Origin of the sequence: Arthrobacter sp. ok909 (genome assembly GCF_900104405.1) — a bacterium.
GTDB classification, from domain to species: Bacteria; Actinomycetota; Actinomycetes; order Actinomycetales; family Micrococcaceae; genus Arthrobacter; species Arthrobacter humicola.
Genome location: NZ_FNJS01000016.1, coordinates 1 through 18,321, shown reverse-complemented (window position 1 = coordinate 18,321; position 18,321 = coordinate 1). Strand labels below are relative to the sequence as shown.

The 18,321-nt window shown below is 64.5% G+C and carries 18 protein-coding genes; 3 read left to right on the top strand and 15 right to left on the bottom strand.

Annotated elements, in window-relative coordinates:
- The first annotated feature begins 25 nt into the window (after positions 1-25).
- On the top strand, positions 26-721 hold the full coding sequence (nucS, locus tag BLR03_RS13690) for an endonuclease NucS (protein ID WP_026266819.1): 696 nt from the start codon (positions 26-28) through the stop codon (positions 719-721).
- A gap of 288 nt (positions 722-1,009) precedes the next feature.
- Positions 1,010-1,213, top strand: coding sequence for a cold-shock protein (locus BLR03_RS13685; protein ID WP_011692441.1), 204 nt, complete (start codon positions 1,010-1,012; stop codon positions 1,211-1,213).
- 224 nt (positions 1,214-1,437) lie between these two features.
- On the opposite strand, the gene BLR03_RS13680 is transcribed toward BLR03_RS13685, so the two are convergent.
- The 15 genes from BLR03_RS13680 to BLR03_RS13610 form a co-directional block, all read right to left on the bottom strand.
- Positions 1,438-3,288: a glycoside hydrolase family 15 protein gene (locus tag BLR03_RS13680; RefSeq protein ID WP_091253412.1), complete on the bottom strand. Its 1,851-nt coding sequence runs from the start codon at positions 3,286-3,288 to the stop codon at positions 1,438-1,440.
- An 18-nt stretch (positions 3,289-3,306) separates the two neighbouring features.
- Entirely contained in the window at positions 3,307-4,662 is a 1,356-nt protein-coding gene (locus BLR03_RS13675) for a dihydrolipoyl dehydrogenase family protein (RefSeq protein ID WP_091253410.1), read from the bottom strand.
- A gap of 146 nt (positions 4,663-4,808) precedes the next feature.
- On the bottom strand, positions 4,809-7,433 hold the full coding sequence (locus BLR03_RS13670; RefSeq protein WP_254788480.1) for a bifunctional lysylphosphatidylglycerol flippase/synthetase MprF: 2,625 nt from the start codon (positions 7,431-7,433) through the stop codon (positions 4,809-4,811).
- Positions 7,434-7,438: 5 nt separating this feature from the next.
- On the bottom strand, positions 7,439-7,870 hold the full coding sequence (locus BLR03_RS13665; RefSeq protein ID WP_091253406.1) for a DUF2550 domain-containing protein: 432 nt from the start codon (positions 7,868-7,870) through the stop codon (positions 7,439-7,441).
- A gap of 10 nt (positions 7,871-7,880) precedes the next feature.
- Entirely contained in the window at positions 7,881-8,165 is a 285-nt protein-coding gene (locus BLR03_RS13660) for a F0F1 ATP synthase subunit epsilon (protein ID WP_091253404.1), read from the bottom strand.
- Between the two features lies 1 nt (position 8,166).
- On the bottom strand, positions 8,167-9,621 hold the full coding sequence (gene atpD, locus BLR03_RS13655; protein ID WP_091253402.1) for a F0F1 ATP synthase subunit beta: 1,455 nt from the start codon (positions 9,619-9,621) through the stop codon (positions 8,167-8,169).
- 81 nt (positions 9,622-9,702) lie between these two features.
- Entirely contained in the window at positions 9,703-10,596 is an 894-nt protein-coding gene (locus tag BLR03_RS13650; RefSeq protein WP_091253400.1) for a F0F1 ATP synthase subunit gamma, read from the bottom strand.
- A gap of 76 nt (positions 10,597-10,672) precedes the next feature.
- A complete protein-coding gene (atpA, locus tag BLR03_RS13645; RefSeq protein ID WP_091253590.1) occupies positions 10,673-12,310 on the bottom strand; it encodes a F0F1 ATP synthase subunit alpha in 1,638 nt (545 codons plus the stop codon).
- A gap of 87 nt (positions 12,311-12,397) precedes the next feature.
- Positions 12,398-13,222, bottom strand: a complete 825-nt coding sequence (locus tag BLR03_RS13640) for a F0F1 ATP synthase subunit delta (RefSeq protein ID WP_091253398.1) — start codon at positions 13,220-13,222, stop codon at positions 12,398-12,400.
- Positions 13,222-13,773, bottom strand: coding sequence for a F0F1 ATP synthase subunit B (locus tag BLR03_RS13635; protein ID WP_091253396.1), 552 nt, complete (start codon positions 13,771-13,773; stop codon positions 13,222-13,224). The genes BLR03_RS13640 and BLR03_RS13635 overlap by 1 nt, the downstream gene beginning before the upstream one ends.
- A gap of 48 nt (positions 13,774-13,821) precedes the next feature.
- On the bottom strand, positions 13,822-14,040 hold the full coding sequence (atpE, locus tag BLR03_RS13630; protein WP_091253394.1) for an ATP synthase F0 subunit C: 219 nt from the start codon (positions 14,038-14,040) through the stop codon (positions 13,822-13,824).
- Between the two features lie 123 nt (positions 14,041-14,163).
- On the bottom strand, positions 14,164-14,964 hold the full coding sequence (atpB, locus tag BLR03_RS13625; protein ID WP_091253392.1) for a F0F1 ATP synthase subunit A: 801 nt from the start codon (positions 14,962-14,964) through the stop codon (positions 14,164-14,166).
- A gap of 91 nt (positions 14,965-15,055) precedes the next feature.
- Positions 15,056-15,406 carry a hypothetical protein gene (locus tag BLR03_RS13620; protein ID WP_254788479.1) on the bottom strand — a complete coding sequence of 117 codons (351 nt, stop codon included), beginning with the start codon at positions 15,404-15,406 and terminating at the stop codon, positions 15,056-15,058.
- Positions 15,399-15,884, bottom strand: coding sequence for a Cg1360 family ATP-synthase-associated protein (locus BLR03_RS13615; protein ID WP_091253391.1), 486 nt, complete (start codon positions 15,882-15,884; stop codon positions 15,399-15,401). The genes BLR03_RS13620 and BLR03_RS13615 overlap by 8 nt, the downstream gene beginning before the upstream one ends.
- 105 nt (positions 15,885-15,989) lie before the next feature.
- Complete coding sequence (locus BLR03_RS13610; protein ID WP_091253389.1) at positions 15,990-17,114, bottom strand: MraY family glycosyltransferase; 1,125 nt, start codon at positions 17,112-17,114, stop codon at positions 15,990-15,992.
- Positions 17,115-17,422: 308 nt separating this feature from the next.
- On the opposite strand from BLR03_RS13610, the gene BLR03_RS13605 reads away from it, so the two are divergent.
- Entirely contained in the window at positions 17,423-18,319 is an 897-nt protein-coding gene (locus tag BLR03_RS13605; RefSeq protein ID WP_091253387.1) for a glycosyltransferase, read from the top strand.
- Positions 18,320-18,321 lie beyond the last annotated feature (2 nt).

Below are 18,321 nucleotides of genomic sequence, written 5' to 3'. Positions count from 1 at the left end.
CGGCACAGACGGTAGAGTGGACCGGGTGCGTTTAGTCATAGCCCGTTGCTCTGTCGATTATGTCGGCCGCCTCAAAGCCCACCTCCCGCTGGCCACCCGCCTGTTGCTGGTCAAGGCCGACGGCTCGGTCCTGGTCCATTCCGACGGCGGGTCCTACAAGCCGCTGAACTGGATGAGCCCGCCTGCCTCGCTGCGGGTCTCCACCCCGGACGAGGTCGACGTCGAGGTCGGCGTCGTCGAGCAGTGGACGGTCCAGTCCGCCAAGACCGATGACCGGCTCATCATCAACATTCATGAGCAGCTGCACGACACCTCCCACGAACTGGGCCAGGATCCCGGCCTGATCAAGGACGGCGTCGAGGCGGACCTCCAGCGACTGCTGGCTGCGCAGATTGAACTGCTCGGGACCGGGTTCTCCCTGATTCGCCGCGAATACTTCACCGCGATCGGCCCGGTGGACATCCTCGCCCGGGACGCCGACGGCGCCACCGTGGCCATTGAGCTCAAGCGGCGCGGTGACATCGACGGCGTCGAACAGCTAACCCGCTACCTGGAACTGCTCAATCGGGACCCGCTACTGGCACCGGTCCGGGGGATCTTCGCGGCCCAGCAGATCAAGCCGCAGGCCAAGGTCCTCGCCAAGGACCGCGGAATTGACTGCGTCACCCTGGACTACGACGCCATGCGCGGCGTTGACGACAGCGAGTCCCGGCTCTTCTAAGTACGCCCCGGGCAGGCTTTTCCGGGCGCGGATTCGCGTTAAGGGATTCTTTGCACAAAATTTATGCAATTCTCGCTTGCGCCCGTTGACCTGAAGCAAGTGTCATGAAATTCTTATACGAGTCTTTGTGTAGGTGTTTTTTCATGCTCGCAAGACATGTTGCGAGCGTGAAGCTCCTGCCGCCACGGTCCGGGATCCGGGCCCGAAGCCAAGGTTCTTCTCGCAGAGTGACCAAGGCCGGTGTGAAGTGCGCCGGACTTATTCAAGATCCACAATGAGGAGAAACAAATGGCACAGGGAACCGTCAAGTGGTTCAACGCAGAAAAGGGCTTCGGCTTCATCACCCCGGATGACTCCGATGGCGATGTCTTCGTTCACTACTCCGAGATCCAGACCGGCGGCTTCAAGACCCTCGACGAGAACCAGCGCGTTCAGTTCGAGATCGGCCAGGGCGCCAAGGGCCCCCAGGCTACCGGCGTGACGCTGGTCTAGTCTCCCGCACGGAACTGCTGCGGCAATTCCCGCAATAAATGGTCCCCGGCATTAGTGCCGGGGATCATTTTTTGCATTGTTGGGCGCCCTGCTTTGTTAGGCGCCCTGCTTTGTTGGGCGCCGTGGTTTTTCCGTCCCGCTGCTTTTAGACGCAGCTGCAGATCATTTCGGCCGAAGGACCGCACGGCGCCGGATTCCCGGAAAGCGGACCCGTCAGGGACGAGTCACAGGGCGTCGTCGCCGTCGACGGCGGCAGGAGGCCGGTCTTTGTCTTCGGCGGCACGGATTGCCCAGACGGCGTTGACGAGGCCGATATGGCTGAAGGCCTGCGGGAAGTTTCCGAGCAGCTCGTTGCTGTCCGGCGCGACCTCTTCGGCCAGCAGGCCCAGATCGGTGGCGAATCCCGCAGCCCGTTCGAAGACGGTGCGGGCGCGGCGGGTCTGTCCGGCAAGTGCCAGGGCATGGGCCAGCCAGAACGTGCACAGCAGGAACGTTCCCTCATCCCCGGAGAGCCCGTCGCCGGCCTGATACCGGTATACCAGGCCCCGGCTGTCGGTGAGCCGGTTCTCGATGGCGTCGATCGTTGCCAGCATGCGGGGATCATCGGCGGGGACAAAGCCGACGATGGAGAGCATCAGCGCGGACGCGTCCAGATCTTCGGAGCCGTAGGCCTGGGTATAGGCGCCGGCGGTCTCGTTCCAGCCGTTCCTGCGGATCGAATCGGCGAGCTGCTGCCGGGTCTGATTCCAGTGTGGAACCCTGTCTTCGGCATCCAGGACGTTGGCGAGGGCGATGGCCCGGTCCACGGCCACCCAGCACATCAGTTTCGAATGCAGGTAGTGACGGGGAGCGCCACGGACTTCCCAGATCCCTTGGTCCCTTGACTGCCAGCGGGATGCGGCGGCGTCGGCTGCGTCGGCAAGGAACTGCCGCGTCCCGGGAGCCATGTCGTTGAGATAGTCCGGGAGTGTGGCGGCGGCGTCGAGGAGTTCGCCATAGACGTCGAGCTGGCGCTGGTTCCATGCGCCGTTGCCCACCCGCACCGGGGCGCTGTCGCGCCAGCCGGGAAGGTGGGCGAGTTCACGTTCGGACAGGTCGCGTTCCCCGCCGATACCGTACATGATCTGCAGCTCGTCGCCGCCGGTCAGCCGATCGGCGGCAGCCTCCGCGAGGAACTGGAAAAACCTTCCGGCCTCGTCCGGGCAGGCGGCCACCCACAGTGCCTGAAGGGTCATGCTGGCATCCCGGATCCAGGTGTACCGGTAATCCCAGTTCCGGGTGCCGCCGGCGACCTCGGGCAGGGACGTGGTCGGGGCGGCGACAATCGCACCGGTCGGATAGAACGTCAGTGCCTGCAGGACCCTGCCGCTGGAAGCGACCAGGTCCTGCCACGGCCCCTCGTACCTCTGGTGCATCTGTGACCAGCTGCCCCAGCCCTCCAGCGTGTCCTCAATCCGGCGCGCGATGTCCCCCTGGCTCCAGAACGCCGGCGGTACCGGCCCGGCATTCTCGTGGTGAAGCGCGAATCCCAGGACATCTCCGGCGCGCAGAACCGGCTTCGCCATCGCTTCGCCAGCATCCAGGTCGAAGGGGACCGGGGTGGAGAAGGCCAGGACATCGGCTCCGCCGTGGACTAAGACGCCGCCGGCCGTTGCCTCAAGGAGGGGCCGGACCAGCCCGTATTCCGGCCGGGGTGCGAAAATTACCTCCATCGCGACTTCGCCGTCGAGGCAGGCCACCTGCCGCAGCAACGTTCCGGGCGCGCCCGCACCGAGCTCGTGGCCCCGGTTCCCGTCCCCCAGTACCAAGGCATCGGTGACCGTCACGGTCCCGTCGGCCGTGGTGTGGACCGTCTCAAGCACCATCGTGGGCCCGAGGTAGCGCCGGGTCGAGGAGTGCTCGTCCACTGGCCGGATCGACCAGAATCCCGCGTCCTCGCCCAGGATCCGGCCAAACACCGACGGACTGTCAAAGCGCGGAAAACACAACCAGTCCACGGAACCCGCGGCGCTCACAAGCGCGGCGGAGCGGCAATCAGAGAGCATCCCGTAGTTGGCAATGGGCTCACCAGTCATCGGTACACGCCGTCGGGTTCACTTAAGACGGCCCAACGCGTCATCAATGGCGCGGTGGAATGTTGGATAGGCGTAGATCATCCGCCGCAGCGTGCTGACCGGAATCCCGGCGTGGACGGCCAGTGTCAGGGCCGACAAGACCTCGCCTCCGGCAGGGCCCGCAGACGTCGCACCGACCAGTACGCCGCGGTCGGAGTCTTCGACGAGCTTGATGAAGCCCTGGTTGCCGGACTTGTGGATCCAGCCGCGGGCGGAGGTGGAAAGGTCCGTGAAACCGACACGCACGCTCAGGCCCTTCCCCCGTGCCTGGGCCTCGGTGATGCCCACGGAACCGATCTCGGGGTCGGTGAAGGTCACCCGCGGAACCGCGTGGTATTCGGCCGGGGCCAGGTCGCGGCCAAGGATATGCGCCGTGGCGATGGCTGCCTGGTACATGGACATATGCGTAAAGGCGCCCTTGCCCGTGATGTCCCCGATGGCGTAGACGCCGTCGGCAATCAGCATGTGCTCATCGGGGTCAAGGAACCGGGCAGCCGGGTCCAGGCCCAGCGCAGCCACGCCGAGGGATTCGAGACCGGTAGTGCGGCCCGTTGCGACCAGAAGCCTGCCGGCGCTGATGGTGAAACCGCCGAGGTCTACCGTGAACGTGCCGGCAGAGTGCCGGACGTTTCCTATCCGTGCCCCGACATGGACGTCGATGCCCTCCTCGCGGAGCACGTCCCCGAGGAGCTTGCCGGCCTCGGGCTCTTCCGGGGGCAGCAGGCCCGGTGCCGCTTCCAGAACGGTGACCCGGCTACCGAATCGCGCGAATGCCTGCGCCAGTTCCGCGCCGATGGCTCCTCCCCCGATAACGATGAGGGATTCCGGGACCTCGGCGGCGGCGATTGCCTCCCGGTTTGTCCAGTAGGGCACGTCGGCCAGCCCCGGGATCGGAGGAATCATCGGTTCCGTACCGGTATTGACCACAATGGCACGGCGGGCGGCGAACTCCTGGCCGGCGGCGCTGACAGTCCGCGGTCCGACGATTCGGCCCCGGCCGCGGACAAAGCGGCCGCCTTTGCCGGTGAAGCGGTCGACGGCGACAGTGTCGTCCCAGTCATCGGTCGCCTCGGAGCGGATCCGATCCGCCACCGGCACCCAATCGGGGCGGACGTCTGTCTCCCCGGCGAGGCCGCGGACCCTTCGCCCCTCTGCCAGGGAGTTACCGGCCCGGATCATCATCTTGCTCGGAATGCAGCCGTAGTAGGGGCATTCCCCGCCGACCAGGCGTCCTTCGATTCCCACCACCGAGAGGCCCGCTTCTGCCAGTTCCCCGGCGGCGGCCTCACCGCCCGGGCCCATCCCGATAACTACGACATCAATTTCCTCGGCCATGTAAATACCTCATCCTCGTCAATTCGGCACTACTAATTCGGCACTGCTAATTCGGCACTGCTGAAAACCCGGGTCCGAGCCGCGGCAGGCCAGTCTAGCTCAGACATTAGTCCGAGTTCTGCGGTCGGGGACACACAACGCGGCAACTACCGCACCAGGGTCCGCAGCAGGCGTGCGCTCTGCCGGACGGACAACCCGGGAAGGTAAGCCCGGCTCAGGGCCCGGCCCATCGCGGGCAGCTGCAGCGGATCCTGGTAGTACAGGTACAGCGTGCGGTAGTCCGGTTTGAAGCGCGACTTGAAGGTTGCCAGCGAACGGAAGCCGTAGATCGGCTCCAGGGCCCGGCCCACGACGTCGAGGATTCCGGCCAGGCCCTCCGGTCCCGCGTCGCCTTGTCCGCCGGCGCCCGGCGCCCCGTCGCCGTCCCCCGCGTTTCCTCCCCCGCGGCCGCCGCCCAAGGCACCGCCACCGTCGTCGCCTTCGCGCTCCCGCGCATCGTCTCCGGAGCGGTCCTTGGCCAGCGGTGAGCCGGACAGGGAGATGACCTCCACGGTGCGCTTGAGCTCCCGGACGGCGGAGGCGATGAGGAACTCCATGACGCCGGGGAAAGCGTCCCCGCGCCGGCGCATGAAGTCCAGGGTCCAGCTCACGATCCGCCCGTCCTCGAAAACCGGCAGCCAGCTCGTGACGCCGTGCACCCGTCCCGCGGAGTCCACGGCCAGGCAGCAGAGCACGTCGTCGTCGTCGAGCTCGTCCATGCTGCCGAGCGTAAAACCCATTTCGGGGACGTGCTTTTGAGCCGCCCATTCTTCGGAGACCTCGCTGAGCTGGGCGCGCAGCGGGGCCGGAAACCCGCTGTAGCGGCCCCAGACGGCGCGGACGCCGGTCTTCGCGGCACGGTTCAGGGCTGTGCGGACGTTCTGCCATTGCTTGCCTTTGAACTCGAGTTCGCGCACCGCAAGCCTGGTTTCCTGGGCCACGGCCACCCTGCGGAAGCCCCGGGCACTGAGCATCGGCCAGAGTCCGTCGGTGCAGGAGTAGAAGCACGGGATCAGGGCGTTTTCGGCGCAGTAACGCATGAAGCCGGCCGCGGTCTCCTGATGGAGCGCCGCGGGTCCGAACGGTCCGGCCAGCGTCAGGGCAATGTTGCCGTGCTGCTGGTAGGCGATCCCGCCGCGACGGTCCGGCGTGAACCAGTATTTGTTCGGTTCCCAGAGCGCCATCCAGGACAGTGAGTCGCCGCCCTGGCGGATGAGCTCACGGGCCGTGTCCCGGTCCCCGGAGCCGACGTCGGTACCGGTCATCCCGGTACCGTGAAGCCGCCGCCGCAGGACCAGCCAGACCGCGGCGAGGGCTACGCCCCAGAAGATGATGCCGGCATAGGCGAACAAGAAGGCCTCGACGGCGTTGCGGTTCTGGAACAGCCGGCTGTAGGCGCCCGGAATGGGCAGCGGCAGGTACTGCCGGGCCAGTTCCGCCACCAGGCCCAGCGGTCCGCCGTCGCGGTCCATCCCGCCGGCCGCCAGCCACGCCCCCGTGTAGGCGCCGGTGAGCGCCAGCCACGTGCCGCCGACCACCAGCCCCAGGGTCCGCCGGGCCAGCGGAGCCGTCTCCACCCTGAATTGCCGCCGGTTGAACCAGAGCAGCACCACGACCAGCAGCGGAACGGCCACGAGCGGGAGGACGTGGACGAAGCCTGAGCCCATGACGGCCGGGCGGGGCCCGTTGGGATAGTGCGGAATGCGGGCGAACAGGGCGAGGTACACAGCGGCGAGGGCCGTCACCCCCAGCTGGACAATGATGGCGATCCGCAGGGCAAGCCGGCGGCCCTGCCGCATGCCGTCCGCGCAGATCAGCAGGAGGACCACCGGGACGACCGCCAGCGCGAGGCCGAGCGGACCGGCGAAACCGGCGCGGCCGGCCTCCAGGCAGTTGACGTCAACGGTACCGCCGCAGTTTTCTTCCAGCTGGCTCAGCGTGGGCAACGGGTTCAGCACGACGTCGCGCAACAAGGCGAGGGGCCCGGTGGGGCTGCTGACAACGGCAGTAAGGATCGGTCCCACCGCGAAGATGGTCACCGTGAGGGCCAGCAGGTTCCGCGTTTCCCGTCCCGTTGAACGGTGGCGGTGCAGCGTGCCCCGGTCGCCCTGGATCCACCAGCCCGCGGCCAGGCCGGCGAGTGCCCCGCAGAGCCCCACCACGGTCTCCGCATGGCCCACATAAAGCACCAGCAGCAGGGAGACGGACACGACGGCGGTCCGCAGGCGCCGTTGCCATAGCGTCGGCAGAAGCCCGCTGGCCGCCAGGACGACGGCGAGGACGGCCGCGTAGGGGCCGATCAGCCGGGCACTGACCATGAGGCCCAGCCAGCCGTCGCCGAGGTAGCGGGCAAGCTGCGTGATCAGCAGGAACAGGGTCACCGCCGCGAACTGGCCGACGAAGAAGAACACGGCCGTCCGGAGCGTGCCCAGGTGCCGCTCGGCGAGGCCCAGCAGCAGCAGGATCATGAGCGACGCGGCGAGGTAGGCCAGCAGATTGCTGGCGAAGAACAGGGAGGTGAACAGCGACCACCAGTGCCCTGCCTTCAGGCCCGGGGCGCTGACGGACACAATGGGCAGCAACGCGTGCGGCGCCCCGGACAGGAAGCTGCCCGTGAGCGCCCCGATGGCCAGGAAGGCCGCGAGGACCGTCAGAGTGAACGGTACCGCCCGGAAATGCGCCAGCGTCCGGCGCACGCCCTGCTTCCAGACGCCCAGCCATGATGCGTCCACAGGCGCTAGCGCCAGGTGCCGACGCCGATGACCGGTCCGGCCTCAAGCCAGGAAGACAATCCCGTGTAGGCGTCGAACCGCATCGCAAGAAGGACCTCCTGGCCTTCGTAGCGGAGCTCCACGATCACGGCGTCAGGCTGGACCTTGAGGAGCTCTGATTCGGTGGGCTTGCGCCGGCCCAGCAGCTCCAGGGAGCTGCGCCGGAAGGTGTGCTTGGGACGGACACTCAGTGAGACCAGCCGGAACCACTCGAGCTCGTTGTCCTGATAACGACAAACCCCCATCTGCCAGCTTTTTCCAGCCGTGCAGATGGAGGCGTCCACCGTGCCGAGGGCACGCCGCAGATTGAAGCGGCGCACCCCCGAAAGACACAGTGCAAAGACCAGCAACGCAAACGCAGTTGCCAGGACGATGAACGGCAAACCAATATCGTTCATCAAGGTCGTGCTAGCGGATCCCCGCAGTAGCCGCTTCGCCCATTTGGGCGTTGTCAGCAACAATGACCACCCTGTTGTTGTCGACGGAGAAGAACCCGCCATCAACAACTACAGAGATGCGGTCACCGGACACCGGCTCGATTGCCAGTTCACCTTCGGCCAGAATCGCCAGCAGGGGCGAGTGGCCGGGCAGGATTCCGATTTCACCATCGCTGGTGCGGGCCTTGACCATCTTGGCCGCTCCGGACCACACGAAGTGGTCCGCTGCGACAATCTCAACCTCAAGCTCAGCCATATTACTTGGTCTGTTCCTGGATCTTGGCCCACTGGCGCTCGACGTCGTCCAGGCCGCCGACGTTGAAGAACGCCTGCTCTGCTACGTGGTCGAGGTCGCCGTCGCAGATCGCGGTGAAGCCTTCAACGGTGTCCTTGATGGACACGGTGGAGCCTTCGACGCCGGTGAACTGCTTGGCGGTGTAGGTGTTCTGCGAGAGGAACTGCTGGATGCGGCGTGCACGCGACACGACGATCTTGTCTTCTTCAGAGAGTTCGTCAACGCCGAGGATGGCGATGATGTCCTGAAGTTCCTTGTTCTTCTGCAGGATCTGCTTGACGCGGACGGCCGTGTTGTAGTGGTCGTGGCCGATGTACTGCGGATCCAGGATGCGGGAGGTCGACGTCAGCGGGTCAACGGCCGGGTACAGACCACGGGAGGCGATTTCACGGGAAAGTTCCGTGGTCGCGTCGAGGTGTGCGAAGGTCGTGGCCGGAGCCGGGTCGGTGTAGTCATCTGCGGGAACGTAGATGGCCTGCATCGAGGTGATGGAGTGGCCCTTGGTGGACGTGATGCGCTCCTGGAGGAGACCCATCTCGTCAGCCAGGTTGGGCTGGTAGCCCACGGCCGAAGGCATGCGGCCAAGGAGGGTGGAAACCTCGGAACCTGCCTGGGTGAAGCGGAAGATGTTGTCGATGAAGAGCAGCACGTCCTGGTTCTGCACATCGCGGAAGTACTCCGCCATGGTCAGGGCGGACAGGGCCACGCGCAGACGCGTTCCCGGCGGCTCGTCCATCTGGCCGAATACAAGGGCGGTGTCCTTGAGGACGCCTGCCTCTTCCATTTCAACCCAGAGGTCGTTACCTTCACGGGTACGCTCGCCGACACCGGCGAACACCGAGGTGCCGCCGAAGTTGCGGGCAACACGGGTGATCATTTCCTGGATCAGCACGGTCTTGCCGACGCCGGCACCACCGAACAGACCGATCTTGCCACCCTTGATGTACGGGGTGAGGAGGTCGATCACCTTGATGCCGGTTTCCAGCATCTCGGTGGAGCCTTCCAGGGTCGCGAAGGCGGGAGCCTTGCGGTGGATCGGCCAGCGTTCGGTGATCTGGAGTTCGGACTCGGCAACGTCGAGGGGCTGGCCCAGCACGTTGAAGATGTGTCCCTTGACGCCGTCGCCCACGGGCACGGAGATCGGGGCACCGGTGTCCACCACGCTGGTACCGCGGACAAGTCCGTCGGTGGCCTGGAGGGAGATGGCACGGATGAGGTTGTCGCCCAGGTGCAGGGCAACCTCAAAGGTGATGGTCTTGGTCTCACCGTTGAGAGTGATCTCGGTGGTGAGTGCGTGGTAAATCGAGGGGATTGCGTCAGCCGGGAATTCGACGTCGACAACCGGGCCAATAACACGTGCAATACGGCCGGTAGCACCGGACGTTGCGGCTACGTGTTCGGTAGCAGTGGCAGTCATCTCTCTCACTTCACTCAGTAGATGGCGTGGGGTTAAGTTTATCTTTTGGTGCAGGTACAGCTGGGTCCGGACCCGGGCTGGCTAGGACGCGTTCAACGCGTCGGCGCCGGCCACGATTTCGGAAAGCTCCTGCGTAATTTCAGCCTGGCGGGCAGTGTTGCGCAGACGCGTGTACTTCTTGATGAGGTCCGTCGCATTGTCGCCGGCGGACTTCATCGCCCGCTGGCGGGCTGCGAGCTCGGAAGCCGCTGCCTGCAACATGGCGGCGAAGATACGTGATTCGATGTAGCGCGGCAGCAGGGCATCGAGAACCTGCTCCGTTTCCGGCTCGAACTCGTAGAGGGGCAGCAGGTCCGATTCGGACGCGGCCGTCTCTTCGACAACTTCGAGCGGCAGCAGACGGACGACCGTCGGCTCCTGGGTCACCATCGACTTGAAGCGGGTGTAGACGACGTGGATTTCGTCGACGCCGCCCTCTTCGTAGGCGGCGGCGAAGTCAGCCAGCAGTGCTTCGCTGACTTCCCGAGCGGTCGCGAACTCCGGTGCATCCGTGTTGCCGGTCCATACGCGGTGGTACGGACGGTTCCGGAAGTCGAAGTACGCCTGCCCCTTGCGGCCGACCAGGAATGTCTTGACTTCCTTGCCTTCCTCGTGCAGCAGCTCGTTGAGGCCTTCGGCCTGCTTAAGGACGCTCGCCGAGTACGATCCTGCGAGGCCACGGTCCGAGGTGATAACCAGGACGGCGGCCCGGCGGATCTGCGCCGGCTCGGTGACCAGCGGGTGGTCGATTTCGCTCTGGCTTGCGACAGCAGAAACGGCACGCGTGATCGCGTTTGCGTAAGGCAGTGAAGCTGCTACGCGTGCGCGGGCCTTGCCGATGCGCGAGGTAGCGATCAGTTCCATCGCCTTGAAGATCTTGCGCATCGACGTCGTCGAGCTGATCTTCTGGCGGTAGACCCGGATCTGGGCTCCCATACTTATCCTTTCCTAAGATCCCGATGGCCGGGACTGCCGGAACCCGTGCGGGTCCCGGCAGTCCCTGCCAGCGAAACTAGCGCTTCTGCTTGACGATTTTTTCCTGGTCGACCTGATCCTCGCCGATGGGGGCGTGCTCCTCGTGCCCCGCACCGACCAGGAGGTTGTCTCCCTCGCCGAAGAAGCCCTTCTTGAAGTCCACGATCGCGGTCTTCAGTGCTTCTGCGGTGTCATCGTCCATGACGTTGGTCTGAGCCAGGGTCGTCAGGATGGAGGACTTGTGCTTGAGGTGCTCCAGGAACTCGGTCTCGAAGCGGTTGATGTCTTCAACCGGAACGTCGTCGAGGTAGCCGTTGGTGCCGGCCCAGATGGAGACGACCTGGTTCTCGACCGGGAACGGCGAGTACTGGCCCTGCTTGAGCAGTTCCATCAGGCGTGCACCGCGGGTCAGCTGCTGGCGCGATGCTGCGTCGAGGTCCGAGGCAAACATGGCGAAGGCCTGCATGTCGCGGTACTGGGCCAGTTCCAGCTTCAAGGTACCGGAGACCTTCTTCATGGACTTGACCTGGGCGGCGCCACCGACGCGGGAGACGGACACACCGACGTCGACAGCGGGGCGCTGGTTGGCGTTGAAGAGGTCCGACTGCAGGAAGATTTGGCCATCGGTGATGGAGATCACGTTGGTCGGGATGTAGGCGGAAACGTCGTTCGCCTTGGTCTCGATCAGCGGCAGGCCGGTCATCGAGCCTGCACCGAGCTCGTCGGAGAGCTTGGCACAACGCTCCAGCAGACGGGAGTGCAAGTAGAAGACGTCGCCCGGGTAGGCTTCGCGTCCCGGCGGGCGGCGCAGCAGTAGTGACACTGCACGGTAGGCCTCGGCCTGCTTGGACAGGTCATCGAACACGATGAGGACGTGCTTGCCGCCGTACATCCAGTGCTGGCCGATCGCCGAGCCGGCGTACGGTGCCAGGTACTTGAAGCCTGCCGGGTCGGACGCGGGGGAAGCCACAATCGTGGTGTATTCCAGGGCGCCGTTGTCCTCAAGGGTCTGACGGACGGCCGCGATCGTGGACGCCTTCTGACCGATGGCGACGTAGATGCAGCGGACCTGCTTGGTGACATCGCCGGAAGCCCAGTTGGCCTTCTGGTTGATGATCGTGTCGATCGCGATTGCCGACTTGCCGGTCTGGCGGTCACCGATGATGAGCTGACGCTGGCCGCGGCCAATCGGGATCATCGCGTCGATGGCCTTCAGGCCGGTCTGCATCGGCTCGTGAACCGACTTACGCTGGGTCACGCCGGGCGCCTGGAGTTCCAGGGCACGGGTGGTCTCGGCCTTGATCTCGCCGAGGTCATCGATGGGCTGGCCCAGCGGGTCAACCACGCGGCCGAGGAAGGCGTCGCCGACCGGTACAGACAGAACCTGTCCGGTGCGGTGCACTTCCTGGCCTTCTTCGATTCCGGTGAAGTCACCGAGGACGATGACGCCGATTTCGCGGACATCGAGGTTCTGGGCCAGGCCCAGGGTGCCGTCTTCGAAGCGAAGCAGCTCGTTCGCCATGACCGAGGGAAGGCCCTCAACACGGGCGATGCCGTCACCTGCGGTTGTTACACGGCCGACCTCTACGCGCTCTGCGTTTCCGGGTTCGTAGGACGCCGCGAACTCGTTCAACGCAATACGGACGTCGTCGGCGTTGATGGTCAATTCGGCCATCTGCAGTCCCTGCTCTCCTGTTTTCGTGATCATCGTTGCTCACGATGACCGGGGTTTCTTGTCGTTAGGTTGTGCTTGTCCGGCTAGCTAAGCAAGCTGACGCTGGAGTTCACCCAATCGGCCGAGGACAGAAGCGTCAACCACTTCATCCCCCACCTGGATCCGGATCCCGCCGATGAGTGCCGGGTCAACGTTCATGTTGATCTTGAGCTCGCGCCCGTAGAGGGCATTCAGCCCCACCTGCAGGCGACTGGTCTGGGTCTCCGTCAGCGGACGGGTGATGCTGACCGTTGCAATCCAGCGCTGCTGGCGCTTGGCGGCAAGCTCGGCGAAGCGGCCAACGAGCCTGGTGACCTTGAGACCACGCGGAGCCGTGACGGCCTGTCCGATCAGGACCTTCGCTTCCTTGCTCGCACCAGGTACGAGCTTCTCGGCGAGGGTCACCTTGGCGGCCGGGCTGGCCTGCGGCTCGGACAGAGCGCGCTGGACCTCGTGGCTGGACTCGACGGAATGGTTGAAGGCGAACAGATCGTTCTCCAGCGATTCCAGTCCGGTGAGTCCGGAGGCAGAGACTGCCGACTTATTCTCGGCAACAGCGATGACCACCGAAGCGGCAAGAGTCTCGAGTGCATCGCCGATATCCCGTGCAGATGCCCAGCGGGAGCTGGCCAGTCCGCCCGCGATCTCAACAGCGTCGGCGGATACTTTTCCTCCGAAGAGCTGCTTGACCAGCGCCGACTTTTCGTCACCGCTGCGGGACGGGTCAGTCAGGGCGCGGCGCAAGCCAGCCGAGCTGTCCACCGTACCCAGGATGCCGAAGAGTTCTTCTGCCAACTGCAGCGACGCGGAGGGAAGCTTGGCTTCCAGTGCCGCCAGCGCAGAGGCCAGCGATTCGCTCGATACACCTGCCATTACTTAGCTACACCCGCGTTCTGGTTCTCCAGATCTGCCAGGAAGCGGTCCACCACGCGGGCCGACCGTGCGTCGTCGCTCAGTGCCTCGCCGACGATGCGGCTCGCCAGCGTCGTGGCCAGCGTGCCGACCTCCGCGCGCAGGGACACAACGGCCGCCTGGCGCTCGGATTCGATCTGGGCGTGGGCCTGTGCGGTGATGCGGGCAGACTCGGCAGCGGCCTTTTCCTTCAGCTCCGCCAGGATCTGGGCACCTTCGCCGCGTGCTTCCTCACGGATGCGGTTGGCTTCCGTGCGGGCTTCCGTCAGCTGCTGCTTGTACTCTTCGAGTGCTGCGGAGGCCTCGGCCTGGGCCTTTTCAGCCCTGGCGATGCCACCCTCGATGGCCTCGGCCCGCTCTGCGAAGGTCTTCTCGAACATCGGGACAACGTACTTGACCACGATGTACATGAGGACAGCAAAGCCGGCGAAGACGACAAGCATCTCCCAAGGATTGGGAACGAGGGGGTTAGTACCGCCTTCGGTGGCGGCTGAGATGATCGTTTGATTCATATTTCACCCGTCCTTATCTACTCGGTTCTGGATGTTCGGTTGTTCTGTTTACTTGAGAACGAACGCGAAGACCAGGCCGAGGATGGCGAGGGCTTCAGTCAGCGCGAGGCCGAGGAATGCGATCGGCTGCAGGACGCGCTGGGCTTCCGGCTGGCGTGCCACACCGTTGATGTAGGCAGCGAACACGAGACCCACACCGATACCACCGCCGATGGCGGAGAGGCCGTAGCCGATGAGGTTGAGGGAGCCGTTGATGGTGCCGTTCATTTTTTTCCTTTCAAGATGCCACTCAAGTGGCAGGTTGTTTGGGTTGCTTCATCCCCGTGAAGGGAAGTCTTTTTTGTGCCGCAGGCGCTGCGCCTTTTCGGCGTCTGCCGTGCGGCTCTTTGCCTAGTGGCTGTCGGCGTGCAGCGCGCCTTCGATGTAGATCGCGGTCAGCAGCGTGAAGACGTAGGCCTGCAGCACCATGATCAGTGCTTCGAGCATGTACATGGCGATGGCACCTGCAAGGACGAGTGCGGACGCGCCCTTGAGGAGAACATTTTCCTGCATCACGAGGAATTCAATGCCCGCACCGGAGATCATCACGATCAAGTGGCCGGCCAGCATGGTGGCGAACAGACGGAGGCTGTGCGTGACCGGGCGGACCAGGAAGTTGGAGATGATCTCGATCGGGACGACGATTGGGAGAATGTAGAACGGGACACCGGAAGGAACCGTCGCCAGCTTGAAGTACTTCAGGCCGTTCTTCTTGATGCCGATCGCGATCCAGGTGACATAGACGATCGCTGCCATCACGTAGGCGCCGCCGACGTGCGAGAAGGTCGGAAGCTGGATCACCGGGATTGCACCGTAGATGTTGTTCACCAGGATGAAGAAGAACAGGCTGAACAGCAGCGGGACGTACTTCATGAAGTCCCTGCCGCCGATGATGTCCTTGGCGATGCCGTTGCGGACGAAGCTGTAGGCGGCCTCGCCTGCGAACTGCAGCTTGCCGGGAACGAGCTGCTGCTTCCGCGCAGCGATCACAAAGAATGTAGCGATAATGACAACCGACAGGATTACCAGCAGCATCTGCTTGGAAAATCCTTCGGCTGCACCCCACGGGATGATAGCCGGCAGGTGAAGTTCTTCAATTCCAGGAGGCGTGAAGGTTCCAGAATCTTGGGCCGGGAGCGCAAGCGCGATCAACGCGTTTCCTCTCTGCAGTGTCCATCATTGGGCGTTGGGCGGGGACCGGCGACATTGCTGCCCGCCTCTCCCCCTGTGAAATTATTTGGCATTACTGTTCCTCGTCCTGGGACGGGCCACGTGCAGCATTGCCGTCATCAGCTGAAGTTCTGTTACTGGTGAGGCCGTGCATATGAGAAAGATAGAACCCTCCCGCAGCTCCAAGCAGAGCGCCTGCGAGCACAATCCAGCGGGTTCCCCACAGATTATCCAGTCCCCACCCTATCAAACTCCAGACGATGATTCCGCCAACAATGTAGCTAAAGACGGCGATCCCGGCGTTGTATCCGCCGTCGCTGCCGTCCGTGGATACACCGGGGGCACCGGCCGTGGTTTTGGGTGTTTTGGCGACCTTATTGATCGGTCCGGTAACTGGCCTTCGGCCCGTTTTGCGGCTAAACATCCGTGCCGCCTTTCCGGGGTTCTGGATCGCTGTAAATCTGGAGCCTGGCCTTGCTGAAACCGTAAATCTCGGTCGCCTGCCAAAACACCACGGTCACGACGGCGCCGATCAGGAACCAGCGGCCGTGCAGCCAGGCGGGGGCACCGATAACGAAGAGGACCACGGCAAAGCCGACGACCTTGACGAAATACGTCGCGACGAACAGTCCGATGGCTCCGGAGGGGTTGTTGCGGCCGACGAAGTGGCCCACCGCGAGGCTGATGGCAAAGAATGCCATCACCAGGGCTCCTCCGAAGAGGGCGGACCAGAATCCCACGGCGCCGTTGAAGAAGAAGGCGGTGACGCCGGTCATCAGCAGGGCGACGGCGGAGACGGCCGAACTCATGGCCAGCAGTCTCAGCCACAGGGACTTTGTGGGGCCGGAGACACCAACGGGTCCGTTGCCGGAAGCGGGTCCCGGTTCGGCGTTGGAGGTCATCAGATCCCAATCGTCGCGTGCGTGGTGAAGGTCTTGGTGAGCGGCGAAGTACCGCCCCTGAATTCTACATTAGATAGAAATTATTCGGAAAAGCGCCGGAGCATGCTACTCCGGCGTGCCGGCGATCTGCCCCGGCCCCCGCTGCCGCAGATACGGCCAGGCGGTCACCACGGCCATGATTGCGGCGGCCGCCAGATCGACGGCCAGGACTATGTGCCACGGGAAGATCGCGAACGCGAGGCCGCCGAAGGCCAGGATGCTGGTCCACAGGTACATGAGCACCACGGCGCTGCGGTGCGAGTAGCCGATGTCGAGGAGTTTGTGGTGCAGGTGCCCTCGGTCCGCCGACCAGGGCGAGCGGCCCAGCGCGGTCCGCCGCACGACAGCCAGGCACAGGTCCAGGAGCGGCAGGAACAGCACGGCGAACGGCAGGAGGATCGGGATGACCGTGGGAATGCCGTTAGCCCGGTCGTAGAGCCCGGAGCTGATCTGACCGGTGGACACGACGCCGGCCGATGCCATGAGCAGGCCGATCAGCATGGCCCCGGAATCACCCATGAAGATCTTCGAGGGAAACCAGTTATGCGGCAGGAAGCCGACGCAGCTGCCCACCACAATGGCCGTCAGGAGGGTGGCCAGGTCCGAGCGGTCCAGCAGGACGGCGGTCCGGTGGACCCAGTAGGCCGTGAGGAAGAAGGCCGCTCCCCCGATGATCGCCACTCCCGCGGCGAGGCCGTCCAGTCCGTCGATGAAGTTGAACGCGTTCATGGTGGTCACGATCAGCCCGGCAGTCAGGACGATGCTCACGGCCTCGTTCTGAATCACGAACGGTTCCGGGATGAACGGGATGATCGTCATCCGGACTCCCCAGATGGCCACGACCAGTGCCGCGGCGCTTTGGCCGATCAGTTTGACCCACCATCGCAGATCCAGCAGATCATCCGCGACGCCGACCAGCACGATCACGGTGGCCCCGGCAAGGATCCCCCAGGGCGCGGTGTTGTTGCGGAAAATGTCCTTGACGAAGAACGATGTGCTCGCTGTGACCAGGGCCACCAGGACGCCTGCGAAGATGCCGAGGCCGCCGAGCCTGGATATCGGCCTGGAGTGCATGTCGCGGCTACGGATCGGTGAATAAAGTTCCAGTTTGTTGCCCACAAGCCGGGCACCCCATGTGGCCGCGTAGCTCACGATCGCTGCCGTCAGCATCATGAGCAGATACATGATCACGGGAAGACCACCAGTCCTGAGCCATCGGCACAATCACAGGCGAAGGCATGACACGGCGGCATGCTCCGCAGCACCGGAGGCACCGGTGAGCTGCGGATATGGGGTGAATTCAATTGCCGTGGAACTGTCGTTCGAAAAATGAAACTTCTCCGTCGCCGTGCACAGGGCAGGCAGTGCGTAGTGCCTGACAGGGCTGTATTACAGTGGACTCTAGTCAAGATACTAATGCCAACGGCCACCTGTCTTCGCGTCACACGGCCCTCCGCCGGCGGGAAAACCACTGACGGTCGTGCTGAAAGGACCCCGCGATGACCCCCTCGGTTGCAGTCGCTGCCGTGACGTTTGACCGTCCCCGGGAGCTGGCAGTCCTGCTGGATGCCATCAACAGCCAGACCGCTGCGGTGCGCTCCATTTGCCTCGTCGACAGCGGCACCGTGCCCTCCAAGGATGTCGCGGACCGGCACGCCAACGTGGACTATGTCCGGTCCCAGGCCAACCTTGGCGGCGCCGGCGGTTTTTCGCTGGCCATCCTCAAGGCCGTGGCCAGCGGGGCTGACTGGATCTGGATGATGGACGACGACGCCGAGCCCGCCGACCCGGAATGCCTCGCCACGCTGCTCCGCGAAGCGCAGGACCGCGGCCTGGACGCCGTGGTCCCGCTCGTGCTGGCCCCCGGACACCCGGAGCAGTTGTCCTTCTTCTTCCGCCTCAACGGCAAGGTCACGCACGAGCGCGCGGACGTGGAGAAGGTCGGGTTCCTGCCCGGCGACGGGCACTTCTTCAACGGCGCCCTGATCCGTTCCGATGTCTTCTTCAAGGTGGGCCTGCCGGACATGCGCCTGTTCATCCGCGGCGACGAGGTGGACTTCACGCTGCGGCTGCGGAAGGCCGGCATCCGCTTCGGCACGGTCACCACCGCCGCCATCACCCACCCGCACGCGTTTTCCGAAACCAAGCACGTCTTCGGCGCCCGGTGGCACGTGATCGTTCCGGACTCCGCCTTCAAGCGCTACTTCTACTACCGGAACCGCGGCTACATGATCCGCCGCCATTTCCGGGTCAAGTCCTTGATCGCGGACGTGGGCGGCTACCTCGGCTACTTCCTGCGCAGCGGCGACGTCCGCGGCCTCGCCGACTGGTTCCGTGCATTTTCCACCGGCCTCCGCGGCAAGGGCTTCGGTCCCCTGGAGGACCAGAAGTTCTGACC

What these genes read in the sequence shown, in the direction of transcription:
- BLR03_RS13685 (WP_011692441.1), top strand. Translation starts at nt 1,010, where the DNA reads ATGGCACAGGGAACCGTCAAGTGGTTCAACGCAGAAAAGGGCTTCGGC.
- BLR03_RS13680 (WP_091253412.1), bottom strand. Translation starts at nt 3,288, where the DNA reads ATGACTGGTGAGCCCATTGCCAACTACGGGATGCTCTCTGATTGCCGC.
- BLR03_RS13675 (WP_091253410.1), bottom strand. Translation starts at nt 4,662, where the DNA reads ATGGCCGAGGAAATTGATGTCGTAGTTATCGGGATGGGCCCGGGCGGT.
- BLR03_RS13665 (WP_091253406.1), bottom strand. Translation starts at nt 7,870, where the DNA reads ATGAACGATATTGGTTTGCCGTTCATCGTCCTGGCAACTGCGTTTGCG.
- BLR03_RS13660 (WP_091253404.1), bottom strand. Translation starts at nt 8,165, where the DNA reads ATGGCTGAGCTTGAGGTTGAGATTGTCGCAGCGGACCACTTCGTGTGG.
- atpD (WP_091253402.1), bottom strand. Translation starts at nt 9,621, where the DNA reads ATGACTGCCACTGCTACCGAACACGTAGCCGCAACGTCCGGTGCTACC.
- BLR03_RS13650 (WP_091253400.1), bottom strand. Translation starts at nt 10,596, where the DNA reads ATGGGAGCCCAGATCCGGGTCTACCGCCAGAAGATCAGCTCGACGACG.
- atpA (WP_091253590.1), bottom strand. Translation starts at nt 12,310, where the DNA reads ATGGCCGAATTGACCATCAACGCCGACGACGTCCGTATTGCGTTGAAC.
- BLR03_RS13640 (WP_091253398.1), bottom strand. Translation starts at nt 13,222, where the DNA reads ATGGCAGGTGTATCGAGCGAATCGCTGGCCTCTGCGCTGGCGGCACTG.
- BLR03_RS13635 (WP_091253396.1), bottom strand. Translation starts at nt 13,773, where the DNA reads ATGAATCAAACGATCATCTCAGCCGCCACCGAAGGCGGTACTAACCCC.
- atpE (WP_091253394.1), bottom strand. Translation starts at nt 14,040, where the DNA reads ATGAACGGCACCATCAACGGCTCCCTCAACCTCATCGGCTACGGCCTC.
- BLR03_RS13620 (WP_254788479.1), bottom strand. Translation starts at nt 15,406, where the DNA reads ATGTTTAGCCGCAAAACGGGCCGAAGGCCAGTTACCGGACCGATCAAT.
- BLR03_RS13615 (WP_091253391.1), bottom strand. Translation starts at nt 15,884, where the DNA reads ATGACCTCCAACGCCGAACCGGGACCCGCTTCCGGCAACGGACCCGTT.
- BLR03_RS13605 (WP_091253387.1), top strand. Translation starts at nt 17,423, where the DNA reads ATGACCCCCTCGGTTGCAGTCGCTGCCGTGACGTTTGACCGTCCCCGG.